The organism is Arthrobacter sp. Y3221048 (genome assembly GCF_059092685.1).
This window is the reverse complement of sequence record NZ_JBNHHX010000004.1, coordinates 82,700-96,623: the sequence shown is the minus strand read 5'-3', so window position 1 is coordinate 96,623 and position 13,924 is coordinate 82,700. Positions and strand designations below refer to the sequence as shown.

Below are 13,924 nucleotides of genomic sequence, written 5' to 3'. Positions count from 1 at the left end.
GGGACGGGTTGGCTGGGCGATCGCGTCGGGCTGGTCCGCGAGGATGAGTCCGCCGAGGAAAGTCCGGGCTCCACAGGGCAGGGTGGTGGGTAACGCCCACTCGGGGAAACCCGCAGGCAAGTGCCACAGAAAACAGACCGCCAGGACTGCTTCGGCAGGACCTGGTAAGGGTGAAACGGCGGTGTAAGAGACCACCAGCGCCCCGGGCGACCGGGACGGCTAGGTAAACCCCACCCGGAGCAAGGTCAGACAGGGCACGATCGAGGGCTGCTCGCCCGAGTGTCCGGGTAGGCCGCTTGAGGGTACCGGCAACGGTGCTCCTAGATGGATGATCGCCACCCGGCGGCGGGCAACTGCCGCAGGTGACAGAACCCGGCTCATAGGCCAACCCGTCCCTTTCTCATCTGGCGCCATCTGCGGAATCACTCGGCTGCAAGTGCCTCAGACAGCATCCACGGATCGTCCGTAAAGACGCCGTCCGCCCCAGCCTCCAGCAGCGAAGCTGCTTGTTTCGGATCGTTCACAGTCCACGGCCACACTGTTAATCCGGCTTCCTTCATGGCAGCGATGCTCGTGCTATCGATGTCCTTATGCGGACCGATGTGTGAGATTCCGTCTTCCCTCACCGTCGCCGGATCGATCTCGGCGTTCGCGCCAACGAGGAATAGAACGTTCAGTCCTTCGTTTGCCAAGCGCGTCGCGAGGCCGTAGTCGAAAGATTGAACGATGACGTTCTGTTCTATGCCGCGGCGGGTTATCGACTCGACAAAGCCGTCCACATCAATGCCCGACTCCTTGATTTCCGGTACAAGAACGTGGTTCTCGCCGTACTCATCCGCAATTTGCTCCCAAGTGGTGGGTGTGCCGGGCGCACCCCCTGCCGGATGACGGATCGCAGCCTGGCGCCACTCAGCGAGCCTGATGCTCCGCGGTTCTCCCGCAATGCCGCTCATGGTCCTGTCCACCGTTTCATCGTGGAGGGGGACAAGAGTTCCATCACCGAGAACCCTCAAGTCCATCTCGATGGGAAAGTCGGACTCCGCCACGGCTTTGAATGCTTCGGATGAGGATTCGGGGTATACCAGAGCCCCGCCCCGATGGGCCACCATCGTAGGTCTTTCGGGAGCAGCGCAGGCGGTCAGAGCCAACAACAAACCTGCGAGACATGCGATCACTCGTTTCACCCGTTGAGTCTAAGGTGCGTCCGACTATGCCCATGAATGAAACAGCCTCGCCGCGGGGGAATGGCGAGTCCATTCATGCCGCCTAACATTCCGCGGGCCTTAGACGACAGTGGTCGATACAGTCTCAGCTGGTTCCATCGCCAGCCTGCATCTCTCGCCGGGGGAACTATGAACCGCCCTTCGCTTACGCCTTCTACGCTGCGCTCCATGTTGCGCGTTGGCCTGACAACAGCAGTCCTCACGACGCTGCTCGCCTCGACTCTGCCAGCCTTCGCTTCCAGCGAGGCGGCACCGGTCAGCCAATCTTCCCAAGCGCCCGTTCCCGCTGATCCAACACCGGACAGCATGCCGAACAATGGCGAAAGCCCCGTCCCGACCGAGGCCCCGGTCGGCGAAACAACTCAGGAACCCCAGCCGACACCAACCGACGCTGTTTCTTTACCTTCGACTCCCGCGGTCCCATCCAGCGGCACGTCCGAGGAGCCAAACGTTCCCGCAACCCCGACACTGTCGGTGCTGCCCACAGAACCGGAGAAGGCACCAGGGGAGCGTTCTAATGCGCTCGTGCAGCAGAGCGCCCCCCAGGAAGCTCCCGAGACAGATGAGACGCTGGCAGAGCCACCGCATGTAGCGGCAGGGCAGAAGACAATCGCCGCGAAGGCCATGGCCTTAAAGCTCAGCCCGGTCAATGACTTCCGTTGCACGCTCAAGGACAACGGCTGTGTCCGCACCTACACGGACAGCGGCGGGACGGCGCGGATTGGTATCTACTGGTCGGCGGCTACGGGCGCTTTCGCCGTGGATCTCAAACATGCGATCTACAAGACTTTCCAAGCTGCCAAGTACGAAAACGGCAAGTACGGCTATCCCATCGCAGACATGAAGGTCGCCTCCGACAAGAGCGCCTCGCAGCGATTCCAGGGAGGCACCATCAGCTACACGCCTCCGCACATTGTCGCCGGCAAAAAGGCCATCGAAGCCAAAGCAAAATTACTCAAGCTGATTGCGGTCAACGATCTCAACTGCCGCCTGGTGGACAACGGGTGCGTCCGTACCTACAAGCCGTCCTCGAAGAGTGCCAAGCGGATCGGCATCTACTGGAGTGCGAAAACCGGTGCTCGAAGCATGGACCTTCAGCACCAAATCTTTAAGAAGTTCAAGACTTCAGGATATGAACGCGGGACCTTGGGCTACCCGACGGCCGACATGAAGTGCGGCCTCAAGTCCAAGGGATGTGTCCAGCTCTTCCAAAAGGGGACGATCGCGTACTCGCCCTCTACGGGCGCCAGGATTCTCACTGCACAGATGAATTACAGCTGGAAGGCCCGCGGTAGCCAGAACGGCACGTTGGGCTACCCCTTGCAGGACGCCGTGAAGCGCAGCGGCAAGACCACGCAGGTTTTCCAGGGCGGCTCCCTGGTGGCGGCTCGGGTGGGCGCCGTGATGTACCCGAAGAATGAGTGCTGGGCGATCGGCGCGAACAAGACCCGCTACGCGCATGGCTGGGCCAACCGCATTTCCTTCACCATCGCGGAGAAGTACGGAACCTCCAAGGCCAGCTTCATCAACTGCGTGCGGGTTGGCTCCGTCTACAAGCAGGAATGGAAAACGGGCAAGGCGACCGTGGGACTCAAGGGGTTCAAACGCCCGGGAGTGGCATCCGGGCACACCCAGTACCGCTGGTCCCCGCAGGGCAGTTTCACTGTCCATGAAGCATTCGGTGAGGGTAACCCCGGCACGGACCTCAAGTACAAGAAGCTGAACAAGCGGTCCAGATGGTCCGGTACGCTCGGCTCCTCCTACAACAAGTACTACGAAGCCGGTTCTGTGGGTTATGAACGGTGGCCGGACGAGAACATGTGGTTTTTCATGCGCCTGCCGACCGGGGACTACCGCCAAGGCGCTGTGATCGACTACAACCGCGGGCCGGGGCAAACTATCAGGCAGGGAGCGGGATTCGCCATTTTCCTGCACGCCAACCCCGTTCCGACGGCGGGTTGCATCGCACTGGACCTCAAGAACGTGGTCCGGTACCTCAAGACCGCGGACCCCGGGGACAGAATCATCATGGGCGTCCGGCAGGACATCTTCAAAGCCTGATCCTTCGAACGGCCGACGGCGGCGCGTCCCTGAGCGGGGAGCACCGCCGTCGGCGTGAGGCGGCGGACCCAGCCGGCCGGCAATCCCCAACCCTGTGAGGCAGTTCACGTGTAACGGTGCGTACGTGCTCCGCGTAGTCTCTAGAATGGATAACGGATAGGCGTGAGCCGCCGCCGATCGAAAGTCGGCGACGGGAACGGGCAGATCCACAAAGCTTCCCGCCGGCACTTGGCGGTGGCGTGCCGCGTGGCCGGACAGACTGTCGGGCCAACCGGCGTCGTCGTGAAAATCCACGGCGGTGACAACCGGGCTCGAGGGAGAGCCCGGCTGATGTAGGAAGGTAATTCTGTGAACCAGATGTCAGAGTCGGCCCTGGATACGTGGACCAACCGCGAGGCACTTGCCGAAGCGATGATCCCGATGATCGGGCGCTTGTACCGCGAAAACAACGTAGTCACCTCCATCCACGGGCGCAGCCTGATCAACCAGTCCGTGGTGGGCATCCTGAAGGCGCACCGCTTTGCCCGCCAGATTGATGACACCGAACTGCCGCTGGAAGAGACCTTCCCCGTGCTGCAGGCGATGAGCGAGCTGGACCTCGGCGCAGGTTCCGTGGATTTGGCCCGCCTGCTGGTGAAGTTCAAGAACGAGGGTGACGGCGCCGAGCTGAAGGACTTCGTGCGCACCGAGCTGGCCGATATCGTCGGCAAGCGCGGCGCCGACGAGCGCACCAGCACCGACGTTGTGCTCTACGGCTTCGGCCGCATCGGCCGTCTGCTGGCCCGGATCCTGGTGGGCCACTCCGGCGGCGGCCACGGCCTGCGCCTGCGCGCCGTCGTAGTCCGCAAGGGCAGCGACGACGACCTGGTCAAGCGCGCCAGCCTGCTGCGCCGCGACTCGGTGCACGGCCCCTTTGAGGGCACGATCTCCGTGGATAAAGACAACAACACCATCCAGGCCAACGGCACCCTGATCCAGTTCATCTACTCCAACGACCCGGCGTCCGTCGACTACACCCAGTACGGCATCAAGGACGCCATTGTCGTGGACAACACGGGCAAGTGGCGCGACGAGGCCGGGCTGTCCCAGCACCTGCAGTGCCCCGGCGTCTCCCGCGTGCTCCTCACCGCTCCGGGCAAGGGCAGCCTGAAGAACATCGTCCACGGCGTGAACCACTCGGACATTACCGACGAGGACAAGATCGTCTCCGCCGCCTCCTGCACCACCAACGCCATCACCCCGGTCCTCAAGGCTCTGAACGATAAGTTCGGCATTGCCCACGGCCACGTGGAAACGGTGCACTCCTACACCAATGACCAGAACCTGATCGACAACTTCCACAAGGGTTCCCGCCGCGGCCGCTCCGCCGCGCTGAACATGGTGCTGACCGAGACCGGTGCAGCCAAGGCAGTGGCCAAGGCCCTGCCGGAGCTGGAAGGCAAGCTCACCGGCAACGCCATCCGCGTCCCCACCCCGGACGTTTCCATGGCCATCCTGAACCTGAACCTGGAACACGACGCCACCAAGGAAAGCCTGAACGAGTACCTGCGCGGCATGTCGCTGAACTCGGACCTGCGCAAGCAGATCGACTACATCGACTCTCCCGAGGTCGTCTCCACCGATTTCGTCGGTTCCCGCCGTGCGGGGATCGTGGACGGCCTGGCCACGATTGCCAGCGGCAAGAACGCCGTGCTCTACGTCTGGTACGACAACGAATTCGGCTACAGCTGCCAGGTGGTCCGCGTGCTCGAGGAGATTGCCGGCGTCAACCCGAAGATCTTCCCGGCCGTGCTGGAACCGGTGGCCGAGACGGTCTGATCGCCCTTACTCGGCAATAACGACGGCGGAGCCGGCGGCATGCGAATGCCGCCGGCTTCTGCCGTTTAGAGGCCGGTGGCATTGGGGGACTCTTGCTTAATGGCCGGTTCGTCGCGATCCAGACGGCCCTGAAGGTTGAAGCGGTCCACGGAACCACTGACGCTATGGCTTTGCGGCGGCGCCGTTCCTACAATGGCCGCATGGTAGAGATGACGCGTTGGGAACGGGCGCAGGTCAATCATAAGGAGGCCCAGCGGCTGCTGGATGCGGCGCAGGACGCCTACGCCCGCGGCTATGTGACGGAGAAGCGCGTTGACGAACTCAAACGGCTGCGGGACATCGCGCTGGAAGATCTGCACCGTTGCGAAAAGGACCATAGGTCCAGTCTCACGGACAGCTGACCCGGATCCGCCCTCTGGGATTGGGGACCTCAGTGCGCAGAGGGCTGCGGACGGCTAGTGGCCGAACGGGTCCGGATCGACCCCGGGCAGCCACGTGTTGCCGGGAACGCCCCAGCCTTCCCTCTTGATGTTCTTCCGCGCCCGCTTGCCCCACCGGTCATTGAGCCGGTCGATGTAGAGCTTGCCGTCCAAATGGTCGTACTCGTGCTGCATCACGCGGGCGAACCAGCCGGTCGCCTCGAAATCCACCGGGCTGCCGTCCGCGTCGAACCCTCGGACGCGGGCCCACTCGGCCCGCTTCAGGGGGTAGCTGTGTCCTGGCACGGACAGGCAGCCCTCGTTTTCCTCGTCGGGGTCGGGTTCCGCGCCCGAGACCTTGCCGAGTACCAGGGTCGGATTGACCAGTACGCCCCGCGGCGGGACGTCGTCGTCGTTGGCGAATTCATAGGTGAAGATTCGCAGTCCCACCCCGATCTGCGGCGCAGCGAGCCCTACGCCGTGTGCCTCGTCCATCGTCTCGAACATGTCATCGATGATCGCGCGGAGCTCGTCGTCGAAATTCTCAACCTCGGCTGCACGGCGGTGCAGCACCGGCTCGCCGGTGATAGTGACGGGGCGGACGGTCATTTCTCTCCTTCACTCAGGGTGATTCGCCTGGGCGTGCGCTGTTCAACCATCAGCGCGAGGCGCCCCCGTTGCGGCCGGACATGCGAAGAGCCGCCCCGGCTTCGGGACGGCTCTGCCTGCCGGCTGCTGCCGGACATTCGGGGTGAGTAACGGGGATTGAACCCGCGACCTCCTGGACCACAACCAGGCGCTCTGCCAGCTGAGCTATACCCACCAAGTGCCCTCTTGTTCCTCCCGACAGACCCCGCTCGAGCGGTTCCTGCCGGTCTCCAACCAGTAAGGCAACGCAGACCAGTTTACATGCTTTTCATCTGGCTTTTGCCACTTTAGGCCATTCCCGCAGGGAAAGTGGTACAGCTAACATCCTAATCCCCGGAAGTGGCGCCGATGCTTGCGGCGATCTTCTTGGCGGTGGCTGAATCCGGGCCGGGGGAGGGGACGAAGACGGCCTGCCGGTAGTAACGCAGCTCATTGATTGAGTCCTTGATGTCGCCCAGTGCCCGGTGTCCGCCGCTCTTGGCGGGCGCTTGAAAATAGGCCCGGGTGAACCAGCGGCGCGAGAGCTCCTTGATCGTGGAAACGTCGATGATCCGGTAGTGCAGGTGATCAATGACGCGGGGCATGTCGCGGGCCAGGAAGGTGCGGTCCGTGCCAACGGAATTGCCTGCCAACTGCGCCTTGCGGGGTTCGGGAACCCACGCCGTGATGTATTCCATCACTTTGTCTTCGGCCTCGGCCATCGTCATGCCGTGCGGCAGCTCGTCCAGCAGTTTGGACGTGGTGTGCATGCTGCGGACGAAGTCGTTCATCTGGGCGAGAGCCTCCGCAGTGGGCTTGATGACGACGTCGACTCCCTCCCCAAGGATGTTGAGTTCCGAGTCGGTCACCAGGACGGCGACCTCGATGAGCGCGTCGGCTTCAAGGTCCAGTCCGGTCATTTCGCAGTCGATCCAGACAATATGTTCGTTAGAGATTGGCACTGGACAAATGTATCGCGTCAGGGTGCTGGCGCGCGGGACAGGCGGCAGGGAATGCCGAGGCCCCGGTGCTAACATGCAGAGAGCACCTCAAGCAGGCGTGCCTCCCACGCTGCCTTCGACTGACCGTTCCGAGGCGTGCAGACCACCCCAGCGGCACGCGCCGCACCGGACCAGGTGTACTGACCCCGGAGTGATTGGACCGCCGAGAAGATGACTGCCCCAAGACCCGCGACTGAACCTTCCAGCTCCCGCAGCGGAAGCGTCGTCAAGGAACGGTCTACCCGGAGCATCCTCGAGGGCGCCATTGGCTCGTTCATGATGTTCCTCGGGTCGCTGGGGGTCGGGTGGCTGGCCTCGGTGTCCGAACTGCGGCGCTGGCCCCTGCTGATCTTCCTGCGGGTGGAACTGGTCGGTGTGATCCTCTCGGTGGTCCTGCTTGCCCTCGGGGGCATGATCCTGGTGCGGGCCTGGCTGCGGCTCGGTCAACAGTTCACGGTTTGGGGCGAGTCCGCACGGCGGGCAACGCTGACCGCTATCGTCGCCTGGGGCACCCCGCTGGCACTGTGTATCCCACTGTTCAGCCGCGACGTCTACGCCTACATCGCCCAAGGCAAAGTCATGGTCAACAACCTCAATCCCTACGTGGATGGGTACGACCAGTTGCAGAACTATCTGCAGACCGGCGCCGACGACCTCTGGGCACGCAGCCCAACGCCTTATGGGCCGATCTTTCTCTGGATGGAGGAGTTCATCGTCTGGCTCACCGGCGGCCACCCGGAATACTCCATCATCATGTTCCGGATCCTCGCGATCGGCGGTGCCGCGCTGTGCGTCTACTATGGGCCGAAACTTGCCGAACTGCACGGCATCAACCCCAACCGGGCGTTGTGGCTGGCCTGTGCAAATCCGTTGTTCCTGACCACCTTCATCGCCAGCATCCACAACGATGCCCTGATGCTGGGATTGGCCCTTGCCGGCCTCTACCATGCGGCGAACCGACGGGTACTGCTGGGCATCTTGCTGGTGACGCTTTCTATTGGCATCAAGCCGATCACCCTGATCTTCCTGCCATTTGTCGGCCTGTTGTGGGCGGGCAAGGGGGCCAGTTGGCCGCGCAAATTCGGCTACTGGGCCATGACGGCCGGAATTTCCTTCGGGCTGCTGGCAATTTTGGGAGCGATCAACGGGCTGGGATTCGGCTGGGTGGGAGCCTTGAGCCAGCAAGGAGCCGGCCTGATGATCTGGTATGCCCCGGTCGGGCTGCTGGGGATCTTCCTGGGGCTGGTCTCCGGCGGCTTGGGGTTCGACGGCGCGATGGTGCAGTCCGCCGTCTACACGGGCGGCAGGGTAGTGGCCGTGCTGATTGTTCTCTACACCATGTTCCGCGGCAGCTACGACCGGATTGTTCGTCGGCTCGCGCTGGCGCTTGCCGCCGTGGTGTTGCTTGGCCCAATGATCCAACCTTGGTACATCGTTTGGCTGCTGCCGCTGTTTGCGGCCACAGGGATCCGGAATGACTGGCAGGTACAGACTGTCTACGCGGTGACGTCCTTCCTGATGATCTACGCGATCACAGACCAGCTGGACATCTTCCCCTACATCGAATTCGACCTCGACATGGCGCGGCTTCTCGCCTGCATCGTGGCCGTCGCCTTCGCGCTGTACCTGGTGTTTCTGGATCCGAAAACCCGCAAACTCTTCCGCAAGAAATATGCCGACTCACACGACCAGCGACTCTTCTGACGCACTCGGCAACCGATCTAGGAGAAACAGGGCATCATGACCGAGGCCGAACACATCATCGCCGCCGACTTCGACGTCACCGATTGGGTGCCGGAACCCTATGAGGTCGAGGGAACGAGCTCGGACCTGAGCCGGGTCCGCGTGACCAAAGTATTTGACGGATTGATCACAGGCACCAGCCGCGCAGAACTGCTGATGGCCGGCAACAGCACCGGTGCCGGATACGTTGCATCCGAAGTGTTCAGTGGCTCCGTGGATGGCCGCGAAGGCACGATGGTGATCCAGCACTGGGGACTGGCGGAGGGGGAAATCGCTGTCAGCGACGGGCACATCATCCCCGGCTCCGGCACGGGCGGCCTCGACGGGATTGTGGGGAAGGCCACGTATTCGCAAGACACGGCGGGGCAGCACAGCCTGGAACTGCGTGTGTTCTTCCGGGACGTCGAGGGCTGACCCCCGCGGCTGCTCGTAAGCTGGACCGGTTCGATCTACTACACTCAGTAGAGGCGCGGCGGGGTATGGCCCCGTCGCGATTAGCGTTTATTTGACTGACCTGTAAGGGACATGTGGCATGAGCCTTGCCGAGGAAGCGGCGCAGAACAATCTTGAGCGGGTTGGACAAAGACCACCCCTGCGCGAGTATCTGGCCGAAGTCTGGCGTCGCCGAGAACTGACGACATCCATGGCGAAGTACCGGATCCAAGCGGGCAATGAGGAAAACCGCCTGGGTATGGCTTGGGTCGTGCTCAAACCGACCATGAACGCTCTGATCTACGGTCTCGTTTTCGGTTTGCTGCAGGGCGACCGGCGGCCGGAGAACATCGTTGCCTACATCGTCATCGGTGTGTTCCTCTTCGAGTTCTTTGCCAGTTCCTTTTCTCATGGCGCGGATTCGATCATGCGGAACAAGGCCTTGGTACAGACGCTCGCCTTTCCACGGATCACCCTCCCCTTGGGAGCGGTCATTCAGCAGCTGATGAACCTCGTGCCGATCCTCGTGGTGATGGCCCTGATCGTTTTGATCTCGGGCAACCCGTTGAGCTGGAGTTGGCTGCAAATCATCCCTCTGGTTGTCCTCATGACCATGTTCAACACGGGGGTCGCGCTGATCTCGGCGCGATTGACCGTGCACTTGACGGACATCAAAGAGATCATCCCGATCATTACCAGAGTCCTGTTTTACACATCCGGGGTCTTTTTCCAAGTGGACCGTATCCTCGGCGCATTCCCCTGGCTGGTTGCTGTCTTTGACTTCCACCCCTTGTACGAATTCTTGTCCTTGGCGCGTTCTGCCATGCTCCCTGATCACGAGGCCGACCCCACCTACTGGTTCTACGCAACCATCTGGAGCGTTGGACTGCTGTTAGTCGGGGTGGTTTTCTTCTGGAAGGCCGAAGAACGCTACGGCAGGATCTACTGAGGAGCGACGGAACAATGACAGAAACGGCACATAGGAGCAAGCCCGTAGTCATCGCGGACTCCGTCCACGTGGAGTACAAGGCCTACGCGACGGGCAGGGGACTGAAGGAAAGCTCGCGAAAAATCCTGACTCCGCATAAGGCTTTGCGCACAGTCCATGCGCTGAGGGGGGTCAGCTTCAAAGCGTACGAAAACGAGTCGATAGGCATTATCGGTTCGAATGGATCCGGCAAGTCAACCTTGATGCGTGCCATTGTTGGATTGACTCCGACGACGCGTGGCGCGATCTATGCCTCCTCCCGGCCCAGCATGCTCGGAGTTGGTGCGGCCCTGATGCCGAAGCTGTCCGGCGAAAAAAACATCATCCTCGGCGGTCTTGCGCTCGGCTTCACCAAGGCCGAGATGATGGAACTCAAAGACGAAATCATCGCGTTCGCCGAACTCGAGCAGTTTATCGATCTGCCGATGGGAACGTATTCCTCCGGAATGCAGGCCCGCTTGAAATTCGCGATCGCTGCTTCCAAACAACACGACATCCTGATCGTGGACGAAGCCCTCGCCGTCGGGGATCAACGCTTCCGGCAGCGCAGTGAAGCACGCATTAGGGAGATGCGCGAGAACGCCGGAACCGTCTTCCTGGTTTCACACTCCATGAAGTCCATCAAAGACACCTGCAGTCGCGTGCTCTGGATCGAAAAGGGTGAACTGCGCATGGATGGCGAACCGGCGGAAGTCGTCAAGGCATACCAGGAGTTGCGGAATCAGTGAGCCGAAGTCCCGATCTGAGGGCGCTTGCCGGCACGCCTGGCGTCTCGTACATCATGCCGATCCTTAATGAAGCCGGGCATGTGGCTGACGCTGTTGCGAGTGTCCTCGCACAGCATTATGAGGGCCCCAAAGAAATCGTGTTGGCTGTAGGTCCATCGACTGACGGAACGAGCGCCATCGTGGAGCAGTTGAAGCAGCGCGAACCGCGAGTAAAAACCGTTGAATCCTCGACCGGCAGAACGCCTGTTGGTCTGAATTTGGCGATCGCAGCCAGTCGTCATCCAATAGTCGTCCGAGTTGATGCCCATACCGAACTCGATGCCGGCTACACCGCCCAGGGGGTAGCCACCCTTTTGCGCACTGGAGCTGCGGACGTGGGCGGGCTGATGGACGCACAGGGCCGGACACCTTTTCAGCGTGCGGTCGCCGCGGCCTACCATTCCCCCTTGGGGCTGGGGGGCGCGGCTTACCACAGCGGCGCTCCGGAAGGACCGGCGGAATCTGCATATTTGGGCATCTTTCGTCGCGAAGCGTTGGACGCCGTCGGGCACTACGACGAAACGTTTTGGCGCGGCCAAGACTGGGATCTCTGCCTACGCCTGCGCGAGGCCGGATATTCTGTCTGGTTCGACCCCAAGCTCAGCGTTACCTATTGGCCACGCAGCACTTGGAACACGCTCGTCCGACAGTTCTACGCCGCGGGGACTTGGCGCGCTGAACTCGCCCGCCGGCACAAGTCGGGCAAGTCGACGCGGCACTTCCTGCCGCCGCTGCTGATCGCAGGCCTGGGGACAGGGATCCTTGCCGCCGTTCTGACACTCGCAGGGGTAACGTCAAACTGGCCGATCTGGCTCGTTGCCGGGACAGCGGCGCTTGCACTGATCCCGCCGTTCTACGCCTTGGGAGTGGTCCTGGCCGCGGCAACGGCCAAGGGGCAACTGCGGATGCGGGACCGGCTGTGGCTTCTAGCGGTCCTGCCATCCATTCACATCAGCTGGGGACTTGGCTACATCAAGGGAAGGCTGTTTGGCGCCCACGGGACCGTCGACACCGGTCGGAGGAAAAGATGAATACGCCTTCCCGTCCCGGCCGCCCAACCTTGGAGCAATTGAGGGCGGTCGCCCAGCCTCCGGAAGTACGCAGCCGCAAGAACGCCGAGCACTGGACGGCCGAGCTGTATCTGCGCCACATCTCCATCTACCTGACCAGCGTGCTGGTGCGCACGCCGATTTCCGCGAACGGCGTCACCGGGTTGATGATCCTCTCGGGTTGGGCGATTTCGGCATCGTTGCTGATTCCCGGCATCTGGGGCCCGCTGCTGGCGGTGTTCTTTTCCCAGTTGCAGCTGTACTTCGACTGTAGTGACGGCGAAGTGGCCCGCTGGCGCGGCACACAGGGCCCCAAGGGAATCTTCCTGGACAAGATAGGTCACTACACAACGGAAGGGCTTATCCCCATAGCGCTGGGTATGCGCTGCATCGGGGAGTTCCGCCTTCTGCAAGCCGACCCTGGCCAGGCATATATGCACCTCTTCCTCGGCACCGCGCTGGCGCTGCTGATCGTGCTGAACAAAGCCCAGAACGAGATGGTCCATGCCTCGCGTGCGCTGGCAGGACTCGAGAAACTGCCCGACACGGCGGAGGCCAAAGCGGTTCCGTCGGCTACCCTCGTGGGCAAGTTGCGACGCCTCGCCAGGTTCCTGCCCTTCCATCGGGTCCTGCACTCCGTGGAGATGAGTTTACTGATCCTCGCCGCAGCCATTGTGTCCCTCCTCGCCTCTGCTCCTGGAGTGGGGGAACGCTGGCTTCTGTACGTTCTGGTCCCCGGGGCACTGTTCGTGAACCTGGGACATTTCGTCGCAATCATGGCTTCGCCGAGGTTGCGGAAATGAACGCGAGGAGACAGAACACTTCCGAGAGCCTGACGGCGCCAGACGACGTGGGCACGAAGCCGACGTTCGGCGTCGTTATTCTGACGCAAGGCACACGCCCGAGGGAACTGTCGCGGGGATTGAAATCGCTGCAGAACCAGCGGGGAGTGTCGTTGGATGTGGTCGTTGTGGGCAACGGTTGGCAGCCCGCGGATTTGCCGGCTGGCTTCAAAGCGCTGTACCTGGAGGAGAACCTCGGAATACCGGCTGGCCGGAACGCCGGTGTGCCGCATGTGACCGGAGAATACCTCTTCTTCCTGGACGACGATGCATGGTTGCCAGACGACGACTTCCTGCTGAACTGTGTTCAGCTCTTCCAGGCCGAACCGGACATCGGCATGATCCAGCCCCGCATCGAGGATCCTAGCAATCCGGATGCGCCGCAGCGCTGGATTCCGCGACTCCGTAAGGGCTCTTCGGACAAGTCCGGAAACGTGTTCTCCGTCGTCGAAATGGCCATCACGATGCGCCGCGACGTCTTCGACCTAACGGGCGGCTGGCCCGCGACGTTCTGGTACGCACATGAGGGCATCGAGTTTGCCTGGCGGGTTTGGGACACCGGCTTTCGAACGTGGTACGCCGGGAACCTCCGCGCCGGACACCCTGTCATAGACCCGCGGCGCCATGAACAGTTCTTCCGCCTCAACGCCCGCAACCGGGTGTGGTTGGCACGGCGAAACCTGCCCTGGCCGTTCAGTTGGGCTTATGTGGCTACGTGGACGCTGGTCCAGATAGCCCGATCCCGACGGAACCGGCCCGAGCTGAAGCCGTGGTTCGCCGGTTGGCTCGCTGGCTGGCAACAAGACCCTTGGGGGCCGGGTGAATCGCAGCGGAAGCTGGCCTGGCGGACTATCGTGCGGATGGGGCGGGCCGGCCGGTGGCCGGTCATCTAATCGCAGCCGACCCAGCGGCGGTGGATACACTGGCCAGCAGACCTACAACGTCCAAGCAAAG

Annotated in this window: 13 protein-coding genes, 1 tRNA gene and 1 other RNA gene; 11 read left to right on the top strand and 4 right to left on the bottom strand. The window is 62.2% G+C overall.

All coding sequences use genetic code 11. From position 1 onward, the window contains the following. The first annotated feature begins 4 nt into the window (after positions 1-4). An RNA gene (gene rnpB, locus AC5RVS_RS12980) (RNase P RNA component class A) lies at positions 5-396 on the top strand. 26 nt (positions 397-422) lie between these two features. Here the strand turns inward: rnpB and AC5RVS_RS12975 are convergent. Then, positions 423-1,184, bottom strand: coding sequence for a glycerophosphodiester phosphodiesterase (locus AC5RVS_RS12975; RefSeq protein ID WP_494108446.1), 762 nt, complete (start codon positions 1,182-1,184; stop codon positions 423-425). 564 nt (positions 1,185-1,748) lie between these two features. On the opposite strand from AC5RVS_RS12975, the gene AC5RVS_RS12970 reads away from it, so the two are divergent. The 3 genes from AC5RVS_RS12970 (at position 1,749) to AC5RVS_RS12960 (ending at position 5,503) form a co-directional block, all read left to right on the top strand. After that, on the top strand, positions 1,749-3,284 hold the full coding sequence (locus AC5RVS_RS12970; protein WP_494108445.1) for a L,D-transpeptidase family protein: 1,536 nt from the start codon (positions 1,749-1,751) through the stop codon (positions 3,282-3,284). Positions 3,285-3,641: 357 nt separating this feature from the next. Then, positions 3,642-5,102: a glyceraldehyde-3-phosphate dehydrogenase gene (locus AC5RVS_RS12965; RefSeq protein WP_494108683.1), complete on the top strand. Its 1,461-nt coding sequence runs from the start codon at positions 3,642-3,644 to the stop codon at positions 5,100-5,102. 200 nt (positions 5,103-5,302) lie between these two features. Further along, complete coding sequence (locus tag AC5RVS_RS12960; RefSeq protein ID WP_494108444.1) at positions 5,303-5,503, top strand: hypothetical protein; 201 nt, start codon at positions 5,303-5,305, stop codon at positions 5,501-5,503. Positions 5,504-5,557: 54 nt separating this feature from the next. Here AC5RVS_RS12960 and def read toward each other — a convergent pair whose 3' ends face one another. From def to orn, 3 genes are all read right to left on the bottom strand, one after another. Beyond that, positions 5,558-6,130 (bottom strand): peptide deformylase, encoded by a 573-nt coding sequence (gene def, locus AC5RVS_RS12955; RefSeq protein ID WP_494108443.1) that lies wholly within the window; start codon positions 6,128-6,130, stop codon positions 5,558-5,560. A 141-nt stretch (positions 6,131-6,271) separates the two neighbouring features. Further along, positions 6,272-6,344, bottom strand: a tRNA-His gene (locus AC5RVS_RS12950). A 151-nt stretch (positions 6,345-6,495) separates the two neighbouring features. After that, positions 6,496-7,110 carry an oligoribonuclease gene (orn, locus tag AC5RVS_RS12945; protein ID WP_493987001.1) on the bottom strand — a complete coding sequence of 205 codons (615 nt, stop codon included), beginning with the start codon at positions 7,108-7,110 and terminating at the stop codon, positions 6,496-6,498. Between the two features lie 210 nt (positions 7,111-7,320). Between orn and mptB the strand changes: the two genes are divergently transcribed. The 7 genes from mptB to AC5RVS_RS12910 all read left to right on the top strand — a co-directional run bounded on the left by mptB (position 7,321) and on the right by AC5RVS_RS12910 (position 13,863). Further along, positions 7,321-8,853: a polyprenol phosphomannose-dependent alpha 1,6 mannosyltransferase MptB gene (gene mptB, locus AC5RVS_RS12940; RefSeq protein WP_493987002.1), complete on the top strand. Its 1,533-nt coding sequence runs from the start codon at positions 7,321-7,323 to the stop codon at positions 8,851-8,853. A 36-nt stretch (positions 8,854-8,889) separates the two neighbouring features. Next, positions 8,890-9,306: a DUF3224 domain-containing protein gene (locus AC5RVS_RS12935; RefSeq protein WP_493987003.1), complete on the top strand. Its 417-nt coding sequence runs from the start codon at positions 8,890-8,892 to the stop codon at positions 9,304-9,306. Positions 9,307-9,424: 118 nt separating this feature from the next. Continuing rightward, the gene (locus tag AC5RVS_RS12930; RefSeq protein ID WP_494108442.1) at positions 9,425-10,273 is read left to right on the top strand and encodes an ABC transporter permease; all 849 of its coding nucleotides are present in this window, start codon (positions 9,425-9,427) and stop codon (positions 10,271-10,273) included. A 14-nt stretch (positions 10,274-10,287) separates the two neighbouring features. Beyond that, complete coding sequence (locus AC5RVS_RS12925; RefSeq protein ID WP_493987004.1) at positions 10,288-11,040, top strand: ABC transporter ATP-binding protein; 753 nt, start codon at positions 10,288-10,290, stop codon at positions 11,038-11,040. Then, complete coding sequence (locus tag AC5RVS_RS12920; RefSeq protein ID WP_494108441.1) at positions 11,037-12,110, top strand: glycosyltransferase family 2 protein; 1,074 nt, start codon at positions 11,037-11,039, stop codon at positions 12,108-12,110. The genes AC5RVS_RS12925 and AC5RVS_RS12920 overlap by 4 nt, the downstream gene beginning before the upstream one ends. Further along, positions 12,107-12,931, top strand: coding sequence for a CDP-alcohol phosphatidyltransferase family protein (locus tag AC5RVS_RS12915; protein WP_494108440.1), 825 nt, complete (start codon positions 12,107-12,109; stop codon positions 12,929-12,931). Before AC5RVS_RS12920 ends, AC5RVS_RS12915 begins: the two co-directional genes overlap by 4 nt. Next, entirely contained in the window at positions 12,928-13,863 is a 936-nt protein-coding gene (locus tag AC5RVS_RS12910) for a glycosyltransferase family 2 protein (protein ID WP_494108439.1), read from the top strand. Before AC5RVS_RS12915 ends, AC5RVS_RS12910 begins: the two co-directional genes overlap by 4 nt. Positions 13,864-13,924 lie beyond the last annotated feature (61 nt).

What these genes read in the sequence shown, in the direction of transcription:
- AC5RVS_RS12965 (WP_494108683.1), top strand. Translation starts at nt 3,642, where the DNA reads ATGTCAGAGTCGGCCCTGGATACGTGGACCAACCGCGAGGCACTTGCC.
- AC5RVS_RS12960 (WP_494108444.1), top strand. Translation starts at nt 5,303, where the DNA reads ATGGTAGAGATGACGCGTTGGGAACGGGCGCAGGTCAATCATAAGGAG.
- def (WP_494108443.1), bottom strand. Translation starts at nt 6,130, where the DNA reads ATGACCGTCCGCCCCGTCACTATCACCGGCGAGCCGGTGCTGCACCGC.
- mptB (WP_493987002.1), top strand. Translation starts at nt 7,321, where the DNA reads ATGACTGCCCCAAGACCCGCGACTGAACCTTCCAGCTCCCGCAGCGGA.
- AC5RVS_RS12935 (WP_493987003.1), top strand. Translation starts at nt 8,890, where the DNA reads ATGACCGAGGCCGAACACATCATCGCCGCCGACTTCGACGTCACCGAT.
- AC5RVS_RS12930 (WP_494108442.1), top strand. Translation starts at nt 9,425, where the DNA reads ATGAGCCTTGCCGAGGAAGCGGCGCAGAACAATCTTGAGCGGGTTGGA.
- AC5RVS_RS12925 (WP_493987004.1), top strand. Translation starts at nt 10,288, where the DNA reads ATGACAGAAACGGCACATAGGAGCAAGCCCGTAGTCATCGCGGACTCC.
- AC5RVS_RS12915 (WP_494108440.1), top strand. Translation starts at nt 12,107, where the DNA reads ATGAATACGCCTTCCCGTCCCGGCCGCCCAACCTTGGAGCAATTGAGG.
- AC5RVS_RS12910 (WP_494108439.1), top strand. Translation starts at nt 12,928, where the DNA reads ATGAACGCGAGGAGACAGAACACTTCCGAGAGCCTGACGGCGCCAGAC.